This window comes from Rhodoligotrophos appendicifer, from assembly GCF_007474605.1.
Lineage (GTDB): Bacteria > Pseudomonadota > Alphaproteobacteria > Rhizobiales > Im1 > Rhodoligotrophos > Rhodoligotrophos appendicifer.
Map to the genome: position 1 here is coordinate 261,476 of NZ_VHKL01000008.1, position 15,301 is coordinate 276,776.

The 15,301-nt window shown below is 64.2% G+C and carries 15 protein-coding genes; 9 read left to right on the forward strand and 6 right to left on the reverse strand.

Annotated features, from left to right (window positions below; translation table 11 throughout):
- Nucleotides 1-44: 44 nt before the first annotated feature.
- The 5 genes from FKM97_RS18745 to FKM97_RS18765 form a co-directional block, all read right to left on the reverse strand.
- Nucleotides 45-1,325 carry a GNAT family N-acetyltransferase gene (locus FKM97_RS18745; protein WP_170240999.1) on the reverse strand — a complete coding sequence of 427 codons (1,281 nt, stop codon included), beginning with the start codon at nucleotides 1,323-1,325 and terminating at the stop codon, nucleotides 45-47.
- A 70-nt stretch (nucleotides 1,326-1,395) separates the two neighbouring features.
- Entirely contained in the window at nucleotides 1,396-2,238 is an 843-nt protein-coding gene (locus FKM97_RS18750) for a D-amino-acid transaminase (protein ID WP_144293955.1), read from the reverse strand.
- A gap of 126 nt (nucleotides 2,239-2,364) precedes the next feature.
- Nucleotides 2,365-3,099, reverse strand: coding sequence for a cytochrome c biogenesis CcdA family protein (locus FKM97_RS18755; protein WP_144293956.1), 735 nt, complete (start codon nucleotides 3,097-3,099; stop codon nucleotides 2,365-2,367).
- 48 nt (nucleotides 3,100-3,147) lie between these two features.
- Nucleotides 3,148-4,353 (reverse strand): acyl-CoA dehydrogenase family protein, encoded by a 1,206-nt coding sequence (locus FKM97_RS18760; RefSeq protein ID WP_144294031.1) that lies wholly within the window; start codon nucleotides 4,351-4,353, stop codon nucleotides 3,148-3,150.
- Between the two features lie 17 nt (nucleotides 4,354-4,370).
- Nucleotides 4,371-5,162, reverse strand: coding sequence for a glucose 1-dehydrogenase (locus FKM97_RS18765; RefSeq protein ID WP_144293957.1), 792 nt, complete (start codon nucleotides 5,160-5,162; stop codon nucleotides 4,371-4,373).
- Nucleotides 5,163-5,289: 127 nt separating this feature from the next.
- On the opposite strand from FKM97_RS18765, the gene FKM97_RS18770 reads away from it, so the two are divergent.
- From FKM97_RS18770 to FKM97_RS18810, 9 genes are all read left to right on the forward strand, one after another.
- The gene (locus FKM97_RS18770) at nucleotides 5,290-6,057 is read left to right on the forward strand and encodes a gamma-glutamyl-gamma-aminobutyrate hydrolase family protein (protein ID WP_246105157.1); all 768 of its coding nucleotides are present in this window, start codon (nucleotides 5,290-5,292) and stop codon (nucleotides 6,055-6,057) included.
- Between the two features lie 121 nt (nucleotides 6,058-6,178).
- Nucleotides 6,179-7,033, forward strand: a complete 855-nt coding sequence (locus FKM97_RS26380; RefSeq protein ID WP_170241000.1) for a metallophosphoesterase family protein — start codon at nucleotides 6,179-6,181, stop codon at nucleotides 7,031-7,033.
- A 175-nt stretch (nucleotides 7,034-7,208) separates the two neighbouring features.
- Nucleotides 7,209-7,697 carry a DUF992 domain-containing protein gene (locus FKM97_RS18780; protein WP_246105158.1) on the forward strand — a complete coding sequence of 163 codons (489 nt, stop codon included), beginning with the start codon at nucleotides 7,209-7,211 and terminating at the stop codon, nucleotides 7,695-7,697.
- Between the two features lie 52 nt (nucleotides 7,698-7,749).
- Nucleotides 7,750-8,934, forward strand: a complete 1,185-nt coding sequence (locus tag FKM97_RS18785) for a glycosyltransferase family protein (RefSeq protein WP_144293958.1) — start codon at nucleotides 7,750-7,752, stop codon at nucleotides 8,932-8,934.
- A gap of 54 nt (nucleotides 8,935-8,988) precedes the next feature.
- Nucleotides 8,989-9,684, forward strand: a complete 696-nt coding sequence (locus tag FKM97_RS18790) for a DUF1007 family protein (RefSeq protein WP_170241001.1) — start codon at nucleotides 8,989-8,991, stop codon at nucleotides 9,682-9,684.
- Nucleotides 9,685-9,879: 195 nt separating this feature from the next.
- Nucleotides 9,880-11,589 carry a DEAD/DEAH box helicase gene (locus FKM97_RS18795; protein ID WP_144293960.1) on the forward strand — a complete coding sequence of 570 codons (1,710 nt, stop codon included), beginning with the start codon at nucleotides 9,880-9,882 and terminating at the stop codon, nucleotides 11,587-11,589.
- 120 nt (nucleotides 11,590-11,709) lie between these two features.
- On the forward strand, nucleotides 11,710-12,510 hold the full coding sequence (locus FKM97_RS18800) for an SDR family NAD(P)-dependent oxidoreductase (protein ID WP_144293961.1): 801 nt from the start codon (nucleotides 11,710-11,712) through the stop codon (nucleotides 12,508-12,510).
- 27 nt (nucleotides 12,511-12,537) lie between these two features.
- Entirely contained in the window at nucleotides 12,538-13,698 is a 1,161-nt protein-coding gene (locus tag FKM97_RS18805; protein ID WP_144293962.1) for an acetyl-CoA acetyltransferase, read from the forward strand.
- A 99-nt stretch (nucleotides 13,699-13,797) separates the two neighbouring features.
- Entirely contained in the window at nucleotides 13,798-14,220 is a 423-nt protein-coding gene (locus FKM97_RS18810; RefSeq protein ID WP_170241002.1) for a DUF3574 domain-containing protein, read from the forward strand.
- Between the two features lie 7 nt (nucleotides 14,221-14,227).
- Here FKM97_RS18810 and FKM97_RS18815 read toward each other — a convergent pair whose 3' ends face one another.
- The gene (locus FKM97_RS18815; RefSeq protein WP_144293964.1) at nucleotides 14,228-15,139 is read right to left on the reverse strand and encodes a bifunctional 5,10-methylenetetrahydrofolate dehydrogenase/5,10-methenyltetrahydrofolate cyclohydrolase; all 912 of its coding nucleotides are present in this window, start codon (nucleotides 15,137-15,139) and stop codon (nucleotides 14,228-14,230) included.
- Between the last annotated feature and the right edge of the window lie 162 nt (nucleotides 15,140-15,301).

The following is a 15,301-nucleotide window of genomic DNA, read 5'->3' on the forward strand; positions in this document are numbered from 1 at the left end:
TACCTCGGCGCTGTCTCAGCGCAACACATCTACAGGGGGAGAACTCAAGAAGCATGCCATGATCTGAGCCGGCCGATGGCGGTGCGGAACTCGGTGGCGCGAGCAAACAGGGCCGGCCGCTTCTTCACTTCCCGTTTCAAAGCGATGGAAGCCATGGCCGCGCTCGCCCCGATCCGACCCAGCAGGGTGCGGGGCCAGGCGCCACAGCCCAGCTCCCAGGTCTCCTCGCACCAGTCGGCCTTGTAGCTCTCATCGCCGATGGTGAAATCGAAGCGCGTGCAACCGCGGCCGATGGCCCATTCCATCATCCGATGCAGCAGCAGGTTGCCGGGAGAGTATCGCTGCAGGGCAAGATCCGGATAGACGGGGACCTCGTAATAGAACGAGCCGTCGCGGACCACGCCGAGGGCGGCCGCAACGAGCGTGTCGCCGGCGGTGAGCTTGAACAGGGAAACATCCGTCGCCTCCGGGTCGACGGCGATCGCCCGGTAGAAGGCCTGAACGGAAGGCTCGGAAAAGGTGTTGAAGGCGCCTGCGGTGGCTTCCAGCTGGCGCGCCTTCAGGGGCATCATCTCGGCGATCAGCTCGGCACGCGCTTCCGGCTTCTCGACCTCGGCGAAGACCACGGGTCCGAGCTTGGAGAGGGCCTTTTCCTTCTCGCGGAAGCGGCGGCGGGTCTTGGTGCTGCGCCGCGCCGCATAGAAGGCCTCCCAATCGGGACCCAGGCGCGTGCCATGGGCGTCGGCGCTGAAGCGATGGAGACGGAGAGCTGCAAAGGGATTGGCGACCTTTCCCAGGAGCGGCGGTATGCGTGTCAGAAGCCCGTAGTCGGCGCCGGAGAGGGCGATGATCGCACGCCAGAGCGTCGCCGTGGCTTCGGGGGTGAGGATCTCGGCGAAGCTTTCATCCGCCAGGGGTGCGTGGTAGTCGCAGACGGGATCGCCCATGGGAACGAGACGGTTCATCCCGAGGTGACGGTCGATGGCGAGCGGAAGCAGCATACGCAGAACGCCGCTGGCGTCCCTGACCATGACGATGAAGGGCCTTACTCCTTCGTCGGCACCGATCCGAGCCTGCCAGGTCTCGAGCCAGGCATAGCGCTGGAAGGGGTGGCCCGCGGCCGCGCTCTCGAATTTCCGCCAGTCACGCTCGGCGGAGGCCAGGCTCTCATGCGCCTCCAGGGTCAGCCTGCCTATGGGCTGTGGCAGGCCCACCGTACTGCGCCGCGAGGGCACGAAGGCACGGGCGTGGACCTCCATCTGGGATTCACGCCGGAAGGCTCGCGCCTGCCGCAGCCTCGCTCCGCCAAGATCCGCTGCCACCATGTCCTGCCCCTCGCGCTGTGCCGTGCTGGCACATTTCCCCAGCTTTCGGCGCAAGGAGCATGCCAGTGGATCAGGCCCGGGCGGACTCCAGATAGATCTGGCGCAGGCGGGTGGTGATCGGTCCCGGCTTGGCCGAACCAATCGGGTGGCCATCGATCTCGACCACGGGCATCACGAAGCTTGAGGCGCTGGTCAGGAAGGCTTCGTCGGCGGCGATCGCTTCGTCGACGCTGAACAGACGCTCCTCGATGGTGACATCATGGTCAGCTGCGAGCTTCATCAGCGACTTGCGGGTGATGCCCGGCAGGATGGCATTGGACAGCGGTCGCGTGATCACCCGTCCCTCCTTGACGATATAGGAGGACGACGAGGTTCCCTCGGTGACGAAACCGTCTTCCACCATCCAGCCCTCGAAGGCGCCGGCTTCGCTCGCCTGCTGCTTACCCATGCACTGCGCCAAGAGAGCGATCGACTTGATGTCGCGGCGCTTCCAGCGGATGTCCGGTATGCTCACCACCTTCACGCCGGTCTTTGCGTTGGGGCTGTCGACCAGGGCCTTGACCTGGGTGAATGCCATCAATGTCGAGGGAATATTCTTCGGAAAGGCGAAGTCGCGCTCGGCCACACCGCGGGTGACCTGCATATAGATCAGGCCCTCGGTGATCCCATTGCGCTTTGCGAGTTCCTCATGGACCGCGCGAAGTTCATCCTTCGTGCACGGCCAAGGCATCGACAGCTCGCGCAGGGACCGATCGAGCCGCTCCATGTGGGGCGCGTAGTCCACAAGCTTGCCGTCGACCACAGCGGTCACCTCATAGACCCCGTCACCGAAATAATAGCCGCGGTCGAAGATAGACACCTTGGCCTCCTGCTCAGGCAGAAAGGCGCCGTTGAGATGGACGATGCGGCTCATTGAAGTTCCTTGAACGGGTGGAATAATCCCGGCCTTGAAGCAGAAAAAGGCGATTGCGTCTACGTGTGTCAGATTGCGGAGCGGGAAGTCTGCGGCCGGGTGAGGGAGAGACTGCGGGCTCCGCGGTCAGCCCAGGGTCGCCAGGCCGGGAAATGTCTCCAGAAGCCAGAACGACATCGTCGTCATGGTGCCGGTCAGGAACATGATGCCGGTCAGGACCAGGAGCCCGCCCATGACCTTCTCGACCCTGCCGATATGGCGGCGGAAATGGGTCATGAAGCCAAGGAAGCGGCGCATGGCGAAGGCGGCGGCGAGAAAGGGCAAGCCCAGCCCCAGGGAATAGAAGCCCAGCAGAATGGCACCGCGGCTGACGCTGTCCTCGCTGGCCGCCACCGCGAGGATCGCAGCCAGGACCGGTCCGATGCACGGGGTCCAGCCGAAGGCGAAGGCCACGCCCACGAAATAGGCGCCGATGAGGCCGGCGGGACGGGCCTCATGGTGATAGCGCGCCTCCCGCTGCAGGAAGGCAAAGCGGAAGAGGCCCAGGAAGTGCAGCCCCATCACGATGATGATGATGCCGGCGACCTGAGCGAGCAGGGCCAGATGCTCGCGCACCATCTGACCCAGGACGGAGGCCGTCGCCCCCAAGGTAACAAAGACCGTGCCGAAGCCGAGGACGAACAGGAGAGCCGCCATCATCACCTGAGCGGTGAGATCGGGCGTCGAATCATCCTCCGCCGCCAGCTCCTCCAGGGAGGTGCCGGCGATGAAGCAGAGATAGGGCGGCACCAGCGGCAGCACGCAGGGCGAAAGAAAGCTCAGCAGGCCGGCAAAGATGGCAGCGAACAGCGAGACGGTCATGGTTGCCAGCTAGACCCCCGTCTCGCCCCGAGGGAAATCACATTTCCCTCAAACGCCCCATTTCCAGAAGCCATCCTGTTCCTTCTCGTAGGCGCGGGCGAGAACCATCTGATGCACTTCCGAGGCTCCGTCCACCAGCTTGGCGCAGCGGGCATAGCGGTAGATCCATTCCAGAATCGTGTCGCGGGAATAGCCGCGGGCGCCGTTCACCTGGATCGCCATGTCGGCGGCCTTGTTGAGAAGGTCGGCCACATGGATCTTGGCCATGGAGACCTCCTTCTTGGCATAGTCGCCCTGGTCGAGCTTCCAGGCAGCGTTCATGACCAGGAGCCGACCCACGGCGATGTCCTTGGCCACGTCGCCGAACATCATCTGGACCGATTCCTTGTCGAAGAGCTTGGAGCCAAAGGCATAGCGCTCGGAGGCATAGTCGCGGGCGATCTCCATGGAGCGCTTGGCGAGGCCGAGCCAGCGCATGCAGTGGGTGAGGCGTGCGGGGCCTAAGCGGATCTGGGTGAATTTCAGGCCGTCACCCTCTTCGAGCAGGCGGTGCTCGACGGGGATCTCGAGGCCGTCGAATTTCAGCTCGCAGACGCCGCCATGCTCGTCGGGGCCCATGTTGGCAATGCGGCGGACGATCTCCCACCCCTTGTCATCGCGGTGAAAGAGGAAGGCGGTCAGGCCCTTGCGCTCGTCGTCGGAGGTGCGCGCCATGAGAATGAAATGGGTGGCCACGGCCGCGCCGGAGATGAACCATTTGTGGCCATGGATCACATAGCGGTCGCCCTTGCGCTCGGCGCGGGTCAGCATCATTCCGCCGGGATCGGAGCCGGAGCCCGGATGCGGTTCGGTCATGACGAAGGAGGAGCGCACCCGGCCGTCGATGATCGGCTGCAGCCACTGGTCCTTGAGGGCCTCGGTCTTCAGCGTCTTGTTGAGGACACTCATATTGCCGTCGTCGGGCGCCTGGCAGTTCAGGATCACAGGGCCGAAGATCGAGCGGTTCGCCTCCTCGTAGAAGGCCGCCCAGCCGGTGATCGGCAGCTCCAGTCCGCCGCGCGCCTTGGGCATTTGGGGCGCCCAGAGGCCAGCCTGCTTCGCCTTCTCCCGCATGGGCGCGAGCAGCGACAGCTTGATGTTGTCATATTCATTGTAGTTGTCGCGGTCGGCCTCGAGAGGGATCACCTCCTCGGCGATGAATTCCCGCACCTTGAGGCGCAGGCGTTCGATCTCGGGATCGAGGGTGAAGTCCATCATGCGTTCTCCCGTGGTCAGTGGTCGAGGGTGATCGATTGGCCGCCGTCGGCGGTCATCACAGAGCCGGTGATGAAGGAGGACGCCTTCGGTGCGGCCAACAGCAGCAGCACGCCGTCGAGCTCCGAGGGGTCGCCGATGCGCCGCTGAGGGATGCCCCGCATCAAATATTCGCCCTTGTCGGTCTTGAAGAAGTCGCTGTTCATCTCGGTCTCGATGTAACCAGGAGCGATCGCGTTGACGCGGATCTTGTGCCTGGCGAATTCGACGGCCAGCGCCCGGGTGAGCTGGATCACGCCGCCCTTGGAGGCGATGTAGGCGGCCAGGGTCTTGGACGCGCGCATGCCGAGAATGGAGGCGATGTTGATGATCGAGCCCGGCTGCTTGGCGGCGATTAGGCGCTTGATCGCCTCCTGAGCCACGAACCAGACGCCATCCAGGTTCACCGCCATGGTGCCGCGCCAGTCCTCGGCGGTCACGTCAACGGTCGGCTTGATGCCGGAGAAGCCGGCATTGTTGACGACGATGGTGACAAGGCCGAAAGCCTTTTCCGCCGCATCGAAGGCCGCCGGGATGCTGGCCGCGTCGGAAGTGTCCAGCGCCACCGCCAGGGCCTCGCCGCCATCGGCCTTGATCTCCTCCTCGAGGGCCTTGAGGCGGTCGAGGCGGCGGGCCGCAATCACCACTTTCGCGCCATTGGCCGCCAAGGTCTTGGCAAAGCGCCAGCCCAGCCCGCTGGAGGCGCCGGTGACCAGGGCAACCTGCCCTTCGAGATTGAAAATGTCCGCTGCCCGTATCGCTGCCGTCATGCGCTGGCGTCTCCCTTCCGTGTTACCGAGGAGGAGAAGCGACATTTCGGGCGCGCCCGTCAAGTGACGCGGCGGCACAGGCGTGGTATTTGCTGCCTGTTTTCGTGTGTTTGATGGAGCTGCAGACGTGAAACCGCTCATCGGCCTGCCGGCGGACACTGCCGATACCAAAGGCATGGTCTTCCACTCGATCGGCGACAAATACGTCCGCGCGGTCGCGGAATGCGCGGATGCCATGCCGCTGATGATCCCGGCGCTGGCGCCGTTGATCGACACGGACGCGCTGCTTGACCGGCTGGACGGGGTGGTTCTGACCGGCGCTTTGTCCAATGTTCACCCGACCCGTTACGGGCTCGAGGCGCATACGGACTACGAGCCCTATGACCAAAGCCGCGACGACACGACGATGCCGCTGATCGGCCGGGCGATCGCGCGGGGCATGCCGGTGTTCTGCATCTGCCGTGGCTTCCAGGAGCTGAACGTCGTCCTCGGCGGCACGCTGGCGACGGAGATCCAGCGACAGGAGGGCCGATTCGACCATCGTGCGCCCAAGGTCGAGGACCAGGACGTCCGCTACGGACCCCGGCATTCCATCGATCTGACCCCAGGCGGTCTGCTCGCCCGCATCCTCGAGGCACCGCGAATCACCGTCAATTCGCTGCATCGGCAGGCGATCGACCGATTGGCGCCCCCGCTGCAGATCGAAGCGCGGGCCGAGGACGGCACCATCGAGGCGGTGTCGATGAAAGAGGCCCGAGGATTCGTGCTCGGCGTCCAGTGGCATCCGGAGTTCAAAGCCTCCGCAAATCCCGATTCCGTCAAGATTTTCAAGGCTTTCGGACAGGCCGCAAGGGATTATGCCATGCGTCGGCAGGCGAGGTCCTCGGCCGCCTGAACGGCTGACAGGCCCAGGCCCTGATGTGTTATGGTCGTGCAGCGTGCGACGGACGCCGCAAAAGCGCCGCACCGATGACATGGTAGTGGTGCCGCTAACCTGTTGAGTTGAGGATCCGACCATGAACACCGACGCGCCGCCCGTCCCGGATCTCGGCGAGCTCGATGGCACCATTCTCCTCTTCGGCGGCGTCAACGGCAATCTCGAGGCGCTGGAGGCCTTGCTGGCGATGGCTGCCATTGAGGCCATCCCGCTCACCCGGCTGATCAACACCGGCAGCGTGGCGCCGTTTTGCGTCGATTCCATCGCCTGCAGCGAGCGAATTGCAGAGCTGGGCATCCCGACGATCAGAGGCTCTTTCGAAGAGGCGGCGCCGCGGCTGTCACCGGAGAGCGTTGAAGAGCTCGATTTCGGCTGGCAGCGAATGGCTGCCGAAGGCCTGCCTGAAGGGCTCAAGACGTGGATGGACAGCCTGCCCGACGGCTTGTGCTTTTCCTTGGCCGGCAAGCGGTTCCGCGTCACACATGGAGCCGTGAGCCGGATCGACAAGCTGCTGTTCCGCTCGTCCGCCGCGCCGGATTTCCTGGAGGAGTTCGAGCTGGCGCAAGCCGACGTCGTGGTCGCCGGGCGCAGCGGCATCCCCTTCACCCGGGGGCTTCGTGGCAAGCTGTGGCACAATTCCGGCGCTCTCGGCCTGCCTGCGAATGACGGCACCCCTCGTGTCTGGTTGTCGGCGATCAAGGCCACGCCTGCCGGCATCAGCTTCGAGCATCGGCCCCTCGCCTATGATTATCGGACCACGGCTGCCAAGCTTAGGCAGATTAGCCCTGAGGATGATTTCGCCCGCTGTCTGGAGACCGGCCTGTGGCCAAGCCTCGAGGACGTGCCACAAAGTGAGCGTTCCATACGGGGAAAGCCGATACAGCCGCCCGGTTACACGCTCGCCTTCGCAACGGAGTCCGCGGAGATCCGCTAACTGCCGCCGATGCCTTGGTGCCTGGCAACGACAGTGGAGATCGATGGCATTCTTGGCAAATTTATATAAATTTCTCCGTGCTCAAGATTTAGTAAGACAAAGTGTGTCTAACACTTTCGTGTTGTTCCTCCGAGATGTTATGGAACAGCCAGTTGAGTGTTGAGGAGAGAAAGAGATGTTTAACTTTAAATCTATTGCCGTGGCCGGAATGGCCGCCGTGGGCGTTCTGACCGCATTCGCCACCAGCCCGTCCTCCGCCGCTGGCGTGAAGGTCGGCACCCTGACATGCGAAGTCGCAGGCGGCGTCGGCTTCATCATCGGATCCAGCAAGAAGATGCAGTGCACCTTCAACGCTCCCGGCCGTGCGCCGGAGATGTATGTCGGCCGCGTCGACCGCTTCGGCGTGGATATTGGCGTCACCGGAAAGGCCGTCGTTGCCTGGGGCGTCTTCGCTCCCACGGGCGGCTTCAAGAAGGGCGCGCTTGCCGGTGCCTATGGCGGAGCCGGTGCCGAAGCCAGCGTCGGGGTGGGCGTCGGCGCCAATGCCCTGATCGGTGGCAATTCCAACACCATCCAGCTGCAGCCTCTGAGTGTGCAGGCCCAGACCGGCCTCGATGTCGCCGGCGGCATCACGACCATGACCCTGGAATATGTTGGCGGCTGAGCCGTCTCAATGAAGTCCGTGCGCGTCTTGCCGGAGCCGCTATGATCCCGGCATGACGCGGCGGAAAGTTCTTCTCGGCTGGGAGCTCGGCAGCGGGCTCGGCCATGTCGTGCCCCTAAAGGCCTTGGGCGATCACCTCGAACGCCGCGACTTCGACGTCGTCTACGTCGTCCAGAATACCGCTGCAGCCCTCACGGCGGGCATCCAACCGGATGCCATCCGCCAAGCCCCGCACTGGACGCCGGAGGCCCGACTCCCACCCATACCGCGTGGCTACAAGGACGTCAGTTTCAGCCAGATCATGGGCCTGTTTGGCATCGGCGAACCAGCATGCCTGCACAGAATGTTGCAGGCGTGGGAGACGCTGATCGCTAGCGAACGACCGGACGTGATCGTCAGCGACTACTCTCCGGCGCTCAACCTGGCTGTCCGCGGTCGCCTGCCCCTGGTCATCTTCGGCAGCGGCTACACCGTGCCGCCATCCCATCTCGACCGCTTTCCCCCGCTTTGGCCGCATGACGGGCCGCTCTATTACGACGAGGACAGGCTGCTCCAGGCCATCGACGGCGTTCTCGTCAAGCGATCCCTGTCGCGGCTGCCGCGCCTGCCTGCCTTGATGCAGGGTGAGGTCAGCGCCAACCAGACCCTGGCAATGCTCGACCCCTATCGGAGCTTCCGTCTGGAACCGCCCCTGCCGCCGATCATATCGCATCGGCCGCAGGTCCTCGAAGAACTCGGAGACGAGATCTTCCTTTCGCCCATCACCCGTTTCGGTCGGAATGAGGCGCTGATGCGAGGCCTGGAACAGCTCGATCTGCCGGGCCGGGTGCTCACCCGAACCCTCGGTGCGGAGGCTGCCGCTCGCCTGGCTGCGCGGTCGTGGCACCTTCAACGCAGTTTGCTCGATCTCGGCGCACACGCCCCCCGGCTCCGCCTGATGATCAATTATGGCGGCCTGGGTCTGGCTTCGTTCGCATTGGGATCCGGTCTGCCGCAGATCATCATCTATACGGACACAGAGAAATTCCTCACCGCCCGGGCCCTGTCGCGGTTAGGTGTCGCCAAGGCCATCCATATCGACGAAGTCGACACGGATCGATTCGTGAAGATGGTCGCCCAAAGCTATATCGATCCAGCCCTTCACGCACGGGCTCAAGCCCTCGCCCGGGCGCAGGCACCGAACTTCGCGTCGACGCCGAGCGGAATGATTGCCGACATGATCGTGAGATTGTCGTGATGAGACGTCGCACAGCTTCACTATTCTGCCGTCATTTCCTATAGAATGCTGTCCATGACATTCAGAGTCCTTTCCGGCTTCACGGTTCCACGGCGATTGATCCTCGTCGCGGCTGCATTTGCGGCGTTGTTCGCGGCAGAGAAGCCGGCGGCGGCGCATCCTCATGTGTGGATCGAGAACCGGTCCGATCTCGTGTTCGACGATCAGGGGCGAATCACCGCGATCAATGTCGAATGGCGTTTCGATGAAATGTACAGCCAGGTCGCAGTGGAAGGCCTCGATGCAAATGGCGACGGCATCTACGAAGCCACCGAGACCCAGGCGCTCGCACAGGAGAACATCGAGGCGCTGAAGGAATACGACTATTTCGTCACCGCGACGGCCGCAGGCGAGAAGATCAAATTCGGGGACGTCACGGAATATGGAAATCTATTCTCCAATGGCGTGTTGACCTTCTACTTCCAGGTTCCGCTGGCGACGCCGGTCGATCCGCGCATCAGCGAAACAAAGCTCGCGGTGTTCGACCCCTCCTACTACATCGCGATCGTCTTGGCAGAGAAGGATCCCATCCAGATCATCGGCGCCCTGCCCTCCCCCTGCCAGGTGGCGGTCACGAAGAGCGCCGCAGAGGCCGATAATTTTCAGTATACTGAGGACTTCTGGAACAAGGAGGCCAATGAGGGGATGGGCAATCTGTTTGCACAGACGGTGCAAATCCAGTGCACTCCCCAGACTGCAAAGAGCGGCTGATCGCTTCGAACGCCCCCTGTTTCCCCTGCCATGCGGCGTCCTTGCCGCAATGCGACACAAGTCCCGTGGCGCTCCGCGTCAAGCTCGGCTATGAAACAGCTTCCTCCTCGATCTGTCCGAGGCCAATCCGCGGAGTCCGGCATCGGCTCCTGCAGCGGCGCATTCGATGCTGCCGCCTTCAACAAGGTTCGTTTCGTGGGTTTCACGACTTCCAGCCCGGTTCTTGCCCGGGCACTATCTGAACGTAACTATGACACCGAAACACCGGTGCAGAGCGCCGTGCTGGCCGCGAACGCGCAAGGGCGCGACTTGCTGGTCTCGGCGCAGACCGGGTCCGGAAAGACCGTCGCCTTCGGCCTGGCCATCGGCGAGACCCTGCTGCAGGGCGCGGAGACTTTCGGTCCTGCGGGGGCACCGCTCGCCCTCATCGTGGCGCCAACGCGGGAATTGGCCCTCCAGGTGCATCGCGAGCTTACCTGGCTCTATTCTTATACCCAGGCGAAGATCGTGTCCTGCGTCGGCGGAATGGATCCGCGGCGCGAACAGCGCGCTCTGGCGGAGGGTGCGCATATCGTGGTCGGGACACCGGGCCGGTTGCGCGACCATCTGGAGCGCAGACGGCTGGACGTGTCGGCGCTGAAGGCCCTGGTTCTCGACGAGGCCGATGAAATGCTCGACCTCGGGTTTCGCGAGGATCTCGAATTCATCCTCGAGACCACACCGTCCAGCCGCCGCAGCCTGCTGTTCTCGGCCACTCTGCCGCGCGCCATCACCGCACTCGCCAAGCGCTATCAAAACGATGCGCTACGCATCGAGGTGAAGAATTCCGAAGGCGGGCATGCCGATATCGACTATCGGGCGGTGCGCATCGCGCCGAAGGAGATGGAGCTCGTCGTCGTCAACCTGCTGCGGTTCCACGAGGTGAGCAGCGCCATCGTGTTCTGCAATACCCGCGAAACCGTCCGCCATCTACAGGCGATCCTGCAGGAGCGCGGCTTCTCGACCGTGGCGCTGTCGGGCGAATTGGGGCAGAGCGAGCGCAACCAGGCGCTCCAGGCGCTGCGCGATGGACGGGCGCGGGTCTGCGTCGCGACCGACGTGGCTGCGCGCGGCATCGACCTGCCCAGTCTGGGCCTCGTCATCCATGCCGAGCTGCCGCATGATTCCGAGGGTCTTCAGCACCGCTCGGGACGGACCGGGCGCGCGGGACGCAAGGGCATCTCGGTGGTGCTCGTGCCGACGAGCCAGCGTCACAAGGCGGAGCGTCTCTTCGCCGGTGCCCGCATCGCCGCCGAATGGGGAGGCCCGCCCGCCGCCGAGGACATCAGGGACCGCGATCAAGCCCGCATGCTGGAGGATCCGCTGCTGCGCGAGCCGCCGGCCGAGGAGGACATCGCCCTGGGACAGGCCCTGCTGGCCGAGCATCCGCCGGAGAGGCTGGCGTCGGCCTTCATCCGCCTCTATCGCTCGCAGCTGCCCGCGCCGGAGGAGGTCACCGACCCCGGCGAGGGACCAGGCAAGCGGCAACGCGCCAGCACCGGTTTCGTGCAAGAGGCCGGCCGATGGTTCCGGGTCGCCGTGGGCCGGTCGAAGAATGCCGATCCCAAATGGCTGCTGCCCATGCTCTGCAAACGCGGCAACGTGACGAAGCGGGATATCGGCGCCATCCGCATCTTCGAGCATGAGACCGCCGTCGAGATCGCCACGGCTGCCGCCGACGGGTTTGCCGCGACCGCCACGCGACCGCCTGAGAAGGGCGAGCCGCGCATCGAGCCCATGGCGGAGGCCCCCTCGGGGGCACGCGAGCCCCGCAAGACTTTCGACAAGCCGCGGGATGGCGCCAATCCCCGGGTTCGTGCCAACAAGAAGTTTGCCGCCAAGCGGGTGGCCAAGAAGGCCGGCTGACATCGCCACATCAGCGCCTTGTCTTCGCCTTGCGCATAGCACGCTTGCGTCGGGGGCGGTCCCCGCACAGCTCAGTGCGTGTTAAAGTGCGCGGGTTCGACGATCAGCTGGGGAGGACGAATGTCGAGACTGTTGGGCAAGGTCGCCCTGGTGACCGGCGCGGGTTCCATCGGGCCCGGTTGGGGCAATGGCAAGGCGATGTCGACGCTCTTCGCCCGCGAAGGGGCTCAGGTCTTCGCCGTCGACATCAATGCCGCCGCCGCCGAGGAGACCCGCTCCATCATTGATGACGAATGCGGCACCTGCGCCACCTTCGCCGCCGACGTCTCCAAGTCGGATGATGTGGAGCGCGCCGTGAATGCCTGCCTTGCCGCCTTCGGGCGGATCGACATCCTCGTGAACAATGTCGGCGTGGTGCGGCTCGGGGGCGTGGTCGAGCTCTCCGAGGAAGATTGGGACCGGGCGAACGCCATCAATCTCAAAAGCGTCTTCCTGACCTGCAAGCACGTCATCCCTCACATGCTCGCCCGGAAGAGCGGGTCGGTGATTAACATCTCGTCGATCGCCGCCATCCGCTATACGGGCATCGATTACGCCAGCTATTACGCCACCAAGGGCGCCATGCTGTCGCTCACGCGGGGGGTGGCGCTGCGATATGCGGGCAGCGGCCTGCGGGCAAACTGCATCCTGCCCGGCCTCATGGACACGCCGCTCGTCTATGCCGATGTCGCGCGCGCCTATGACAGCCAGGAAGACCAGGCCGTCATCAAGGCCAAGCGCGACGCCATGTGCCCCACCGGGCATATGGGGGATGCCTGGGATGTGGCCTATGCGGCCTTGTATCTCGCCTCGGACGAGGCAAAATATGTGACAGGAACAGAACTCGTGGTCGATGGCGGGATCACCGCGAAATTCACCTGACCACCATCCAGATAGGGAATATCCGTTATGGCCAGCATCGTCGGTTGGGCACACAGCACTTTCGGCAAGCTCGAAAGCGAGCAGCTCGAGGACCTGATCCCTCGCATCGCGAAGGAGGCCGTCAAGGATGCCGGCATCGAGTTCACTGATGTGGATGCGATCTATGTGGGCAATTTCGGCGGCTTCGAGAAGCAGAGCTTTCCCGCCGCCTTCGCTCTCGACGCTGATCCTGGCCTGCGCTTCAAGCCGGCCACACGGGTCGAGAATGCCTGCGCGACGGGCTCTGCCGCCGTCCACCAGGCGCTGAACGAGATCAATGCGAAGAAGAGCCGCTTCGTGCTCGTTGTTGGCGCGGAGAAGATGACGGTCGCCTCCGGCGCCGATATCGGCGACGCGCTGCTGAACGCCTCCTACCGCAAGACCGAGGCCGATACGCCGGGAGGCTTTGCCGGCGTCTTCGCCCGCATCCAGGATCTCTATCAGCAGCGCTATGGCGACCAGACGGAGGCGACCGCGCGCATCGCCGCCAAGAACCATCACAATGGCGTCGAGAACCCCTACGCCCAGCTGCGCAAGGATTTCGGCTTCGACTTCTGCAATACGATCAGCGAAAAGAACCCCATCGTCGTGGGCTCGATCCGCCGCACGGACTGTTCGCTCGTCTCCGACGGCGCCGCGGCCATCATCCTCACCGACGACGAGACTGCCGCGCAGATGCCGAAGGCCGTCCACTTCCGCGGCGTCGGCCATGCGCAGGACTATCTGCCGATGGCCAAGCGCGACATCGTCGCCTTCGAAGGCTGCACCGCGGCCTGGGAACGGGCCCATGCCCAGGCGGGCACCAGCCTCGCCGATCTCTCCTTCGTGGAGACCCATGACTGCTTCACCATCGCCGAGCTGATCGAATACGAGGCCATGGGCCTGACGCCGCGCGGCCAGGGCGCTCGGGCGATCAAGGAGGGCTGGACGCAGAAGGACGGCAAGCTGCCGGTCAATCCGTCGGGCGGGCTCAAGTCCAAGGGTCATCCCATCGGAGCGACGGGCGTGTCCATGCATATCATGGCGTCGCTGCAGCTGCTGGGCCAGGCCGGCGGCATGCAGGTGAAGGATCCGGAGCTGGCCGGCATCTTCAACATGGGCGGCGCCGCAGTCGCCAATTACGTGTCGATCCTGGAGCGTTTGCGCTAAGGCGTCGGCCGGCGCAATCGGAGCCCTTGGCGCCTCTTGGTTGGAATGCTATCGCATTCCGACCTCGTCCGTGGGGATGAGGTCCCTAGGGGAGCCATCATGACGATCCGCACCATCGCCCTTGCCGCAGCCGTCGCGACCCTGTTGTCGTTCGGTCCCGCATCGGCCCAGACCATGGGCTGGCCCGAGGCCAGTTCCGTGCAGACGCAGCTCTATTTCGGCTTGCGGACCACAGACGGGACCGGCGTGTCCGAGCAGGAATGGGCACAATTCGTATTCGACGTGGTCACGCCGCGGTTCCCCGAGGGCCTGACGGTACTCAACGCCTATGGCCAGGGCCGCTCAACGCCGAAGACGGGCGCGCCGATCATGTTCTCGGAAACCACGAAGCTCTTGATCCTCATCCATCCGAACACGGCAGACGAGGCCGCCAAGATCGAGGCGATCAAGGCCGAATACAACAAGCGCTTCAACCAGGATTCCGTGTTCCACGTGGATTTCCCAGCCCGGCTCGTGAAGTAGCCGGAGCCTAGCGTACCATCTCGGTGGCGCCGAAATGGCGCTCATAGGCCGACCGCTGCAGGCTGGCGGCCTTCACCGCATTGCGCATGAGGGTTGCGACCGTCACCGGACCAACCCCGCCAGGAACTGGCGTGATCCAGCCGGCGACCTCGGCGCAGGAGTCGAAATCCGCGTCTCCCGCGACCTTCACGCTCCCATCGGGCGCGGTCACCTGATTGATGCCGATATCGATCACCGCCGCTCCCGGCTTCAGCATATTGCCGGTGAGGAGACCCGGCTTGCCCACCGCCACGAAGACGGCATCCGCCGCGCGGGAGTGAACCGCGAGATTCCGCGTCAGGGCATGGCAGACGGACACTGTCGCCCCTGCCCCCATCAGCAGGAAGGCGATCGGCTTGCCGACGATGTCGGAATGGCCGATCACCACAACTTCGAGGCCTTCGAGCTGCAACGCCGTCGTCTTCAGAATCTCCACCGCGGCCACGGCCGTGCAGGGCCCCATGACCAGGTCGTTATAGACGATGTCGCCGATCGAAGAGGGGTGCATGCCCTCCACATCCTTGAAGGGGTGCACCGCACGCTGCATGGTGCGCACCTGGATGTGCGCGGGGAGCGGCCGCTGGATGATCACGCCGCTCACGCGCGGATCGAGATTGAGCCCCTGGATGATGCCGGTCAGCTCGTCGGCCCCCGTCGTCTCAGGATAGAAACGATCCTCGAAGGCGATGCCGAGCTTCTCCGCGACGCGCGCCTGATTGCGGATATAGAGGGCGGCCGGCTCACTTTCGCCCACCGCGATGGAGACGAGACGCACCGGCCAGCCGACCTCCTTCAGCGCCTGGGCGTCGTTGGCGATCGCATCATGCATCCCAGCCGCGATCTTGCGGCCGTCCAGCAGCTTGTGGGAAAAGTCGGTCATGGAGCCCCTGTCGCCTCGCATCGAAGTGGCTGGAGTTGTGCCGCCTGCTGATCGATTCCGTCAAGGGAATGGAGCGACACTTTGTTGCGATGCGACCATCGCCAGCAGTTCGTGGCTTCACAGACGCCGAGCTTCGGCTAAAGTCTAATCGGGCGCCAGACT